General features: G+C 71.1%; 3 protein-coding genes. 1 reads left to right on the forward strand and 2 read right to left on the reverse strand.

From position 1 onward, the window contains the following. Window positions 1-94: 94 nt before the first annotated feature. Together G6021_RS06595 and G6021_RS06600 are read right to left on the reverse strand one after the other, a co-directional pair. Complete coding sequence (locus G6021_RS06595) at window positions 95-985, reverse strand: oxidoreductase (protein ID WP_182640895.1); 891 nt, start codon at window positions 983-985, stop codon at window positions 95-97. A 138-nt stretch (window positions 986-1,123) separates the two neighbouring features. Next, window positions 1,124-1,918, reverse strand: a complete 795-nt coding sequence (locus G6021_RS06600; RefSeq protein ID WP_182639101.1) for a MerR family transcriptional regulator — start codon at window positions 1,916-1,918, stop codon at window positions 1,124-1,126. Window positions 1,919-2,020: 102 nt separating this feature from the next. On the opposite strand from G6021_RS06600, the gene G6021_RS06605 reads away from it, so the two are divergent. Continuing rightward, on the forward strand, window positions 2,021-3,490 hold a 1,470-nt coding region (locus G6021_RS06605; protein ID WP_182640896.1), incomplete at its 3' end, for a succinic semialdehyde dehydrogenase.

Consider the following 3,490-nt stretch of genomic DNA (forward strand, 5'->3'; position numbering starts at 1 on the left):
GAAAGTGCCGTGGCGGCTGAGCCGCGAAGGTGCCCGGTGGCTGAGCCGCGAAAGTGCCCTGGCGGCTGAGCCGCGGGCGGGGCTCAGCTCGTCGTCACCGCGCCGCTGTCATCTCCGCGCACCGATCCCACAGGGCCGCCGCCACCGCGCGGTCGTGCGAGGCGCGGGTGGAGTCGACGATCTTCGGGTATCCGCTGAGCTCACCGAAGCCGTCGGGACCCACGTACGCGCCGCCGGGAACGGAGTCGACGGTGGCGGCGTAGAGCTGGGGAAGGGCCCCGCGCTCGGCCGGCTGGACGAGGAACGGGACCTTCTCCGCGACCCGCATCATCAGGTCCTGGACCCGGCTGCCGCTGCGGTACTGGAGATTGGTGGCCGAGTACCCGGGGTGGGCGGCCACGGCCTTCAGCGGTGACCCCGCCGCGTCGAACCGACGCTGCTGCTCGTAGGCCAGCATGACGCAGGCGAGCTTGGTGGCCGCGTAGACCCCCATCGGCGAGTACTTGCGGCGGGTCCAGTCGAGGTCGTCCGGATCGACGGTGCCCCTCTTGTGCATCATCGAGCCGAGCCACACCACCCGATCGGTGAGCACGGGGACGAGCTGCTCGGTGAGCGCGAAGTGGCCGAGCACGTTCACCCCGAACTGCATCTCGTGGCCCTGGGCCGTGCGCGACTGCGGGATGTTCATCAGTCCGGCGTTGTTGATCAGCACATCGGGTCGGTGGTCGGCCAGCACCCGACCGGCGGAGCGGACCGAGTCCAGATCGGCCAGATCCAGCTGGACGACCTCCGCCCGATCCGGGTGCGCCAGGCCGGCCCGGGCGGCCTCGGCGCGGGTGGTGTCCCGGCACGCCATCAGAACCCGGGCTCCCGCCGCGGTGAGCGCCCGGGTGGACTCGAGCCCGAGGCCGGCGTTGGCGCCGGTGATGACGAAGGTCCGGCCCGTCTGGTCAGGGATGTCGGCTGTGGTCCATCGACTGGTCATGCGTCCAGGGTACGCACGACCGGCCTCTCGTCGGCCGAGTCGCGCGCCCGGAATGGACCGTCCGGGGCGCGTGACCGGTCGCGATCCGGACGAACACGCAGCGCGACCCGGGAGCGGATCGGTGAGGGACTACCGGGATCAGTCCCACGTGGCGGTGTCGGGGTCCACACCGTGCGCGCGGGCGTCGGCCTCGACAGCGGCTTCGATCCACCCGGTCAGGCCCGGCTCGAGCGAGTCGTACGTCTCGCTGAAGCGAGGGTCCTGCCGGTACATGCGCGCCAGCAGCACCTGCATCGAGCGCGTGCAGTCGTAGAACGTCGAGATCGACGCACGATGCCGCTCGACCAGCTCCGCGGCCCGGGGTGAGGCGGGGTCAACCCCGGCCCGCTTGGCTGCGGCCAGGTCGGCGTTGAGCGAATCCGTCTCGGCCTTGACCCGGCGCCAGTCCTCCTTGGACATCGTGCTCGTGCGCTGTCGCGACTGCTCCCACTGCGGGGTGTCGCCCCACTGCTGCTGCGCCTCGGCCTGCCAGTCCTCGTTCCAGTCAGTGCCGAAGATCTCGGCCCGATCCGCGGGTGTCAGTGGTGTGTTCACGGCGATCGCCTCCTTCAGGCGGTCTACTGCGGAGACCATCTCCTGCAGGTGCGAGATGCGGTCGAGGAGCAGCTCGCGCTGCCGGGACAGGTGGGCGCCCTCGTCGACGTCGGGGTCGTCGAGCAGCACCCCGATCTGCGCCAGCGGGAGGCCCAGCTCGCGGTAGACCAGGATCCGGTGGATGCGCGCGACGTCGTCGTCGTCATACACGCGGTAGTCCGACCACGTCCGTCCACTCGCCGGCGCCAGCCCGATCCGGTCCCAGTGGTGCAGGGTCCGGATACTGACGCCGACGAGGTCGGCGACCGCGCCCACGGTGAGCCCGTCACTGCTCGTCATCGCTCCAGCATCTCTCACATCGACCACCCTGGGCCCTGACGCGACGTCAGGGTCAAGGGCGAGTCGGTACCGCGTCGGCTTACTCGTCGGTAACATCGGGGCATGAGCCGACCCACGCCCCGTGTCTACGACCGACTCCGCGACCTGGTCGCGATCCCCGAATTCCGTTCCGATCCCTCGAGTCGGGAGTCAGCCGTCATCGAGGAGGTCTTCACCGGCGAGCCGCTCGCCGAGATCCCCGTGGGCACCGCCGACGACGTGCTGGCCGCCGTCGAGCGGGCCCGCGCCGCCCAGATCGCGTGGGCCGACCGCGAGCCCGCGGACCGCGTCGCCGTGCTCAAGCGCTTCGCCTCCCTGGTCATGCGCGATCGCGAGCAGCTCATGGACATCGTCCAGGCGGAGACCGGGAAGAGCCGGGCCTCGGCGCAGGAGGAGGTCCTGGACTGCCTCATCACCGCACGTCACTACGCCAAGACGGCCCCGGGGCTGCTCGCCCCCAAGCGGGTCCAGGGCATGCTGCCGGGCCTGACCAAGGCCGTGGTCCGACGCCACCCCAAGGGCGTCGTGGGTGTGATCGCGCCGTGGAACTACCCGCTCAACCTCGCCGCCACGGACGCACTGGCGGCCCTGGCCGCGGGTAACGCCGTGGTGATCAAGCCCGCCTCCATCACGCCGTTCTGCGCCCTGGCCGCAGCGGACCTGCTGTACCGCGCGGGTCTGCCCCGCGACCTGTTCCAGGTGGTCCCCGGTTCGGGCCGCACCGTCGGCGGGGCGATCGTGGAGAACGTGGACTACCTCATGTTCACCGGCTCCACCGCCACCGGCCGCACGCTGGGCCGCCAGTGCGGCGAGCGGCTGATCGGCTTCTCGGCCGAACTCGGCGGGAAGAACGCCATGATCGTGACCGAGGGTGCCGACCTCGACGAGGTGGCCGAGGTCGCCACGCGCGCGTTCTTCTCCAACTCGGGTCAGCTGTGCATCTCGGTCGAGCGGGTCTACGTGGAGCGCTCCGTCGCGCCGCAGCTCATCGAGAAGCTCACCGCGCGTGTGCAGTCCATGAGCGTGGGGCCCGGCTACGACTTCGAGGCCGAGATGGGCAGCCTCATCTCCCGTGACCAGCTGGACACCGTCTCCGCACACGTCGACGACGCCGTGGCCAAGGGCGCCCGCGTCCTGGCCGGCGGTCGCCCCCGCCCGGACCTCGGCCCCCTGTTCTACGAGCCGACCCTGCTCACCGACGTGCCCTCCAGCGCGACCTGTTACGGCGAGGAGACCTTCGGCCCGGTCGTCTCGATCTACCCGGTCGACTCGGTCGAGGAGGCGATCGCCGAGGCCAACGACACCGAGTACGGGCTCAACTCGTCGGTGTTCGCGGGGTCCGACTCCGAGGGCGAGCAGATCGCGGCGCGCCTGCGGACCGGCACCGTCAACGTCGGCGAGGGCTACGTCGCGGGCTGGGGCTCCGTCGCGGGCCCGATGGGCGGCATGGGCGCCTCCGGTGTGGGCCGACGCCACGGCGACGAGGGACTGCTCAAGTACACCGAGGCGCAGACGATCGCCACTCAGCGCGTC

It is taken from the genome of Dietzia sp. CW19, assembly GCF_014145265.1.
Classification (GTDB): domain Bacteria; phylum Actinomycetota; class Actinomycetes; order Mycobacteriales; family Mycobacteriaceae; genus Dietzia; species Dietzia natronolimnaea.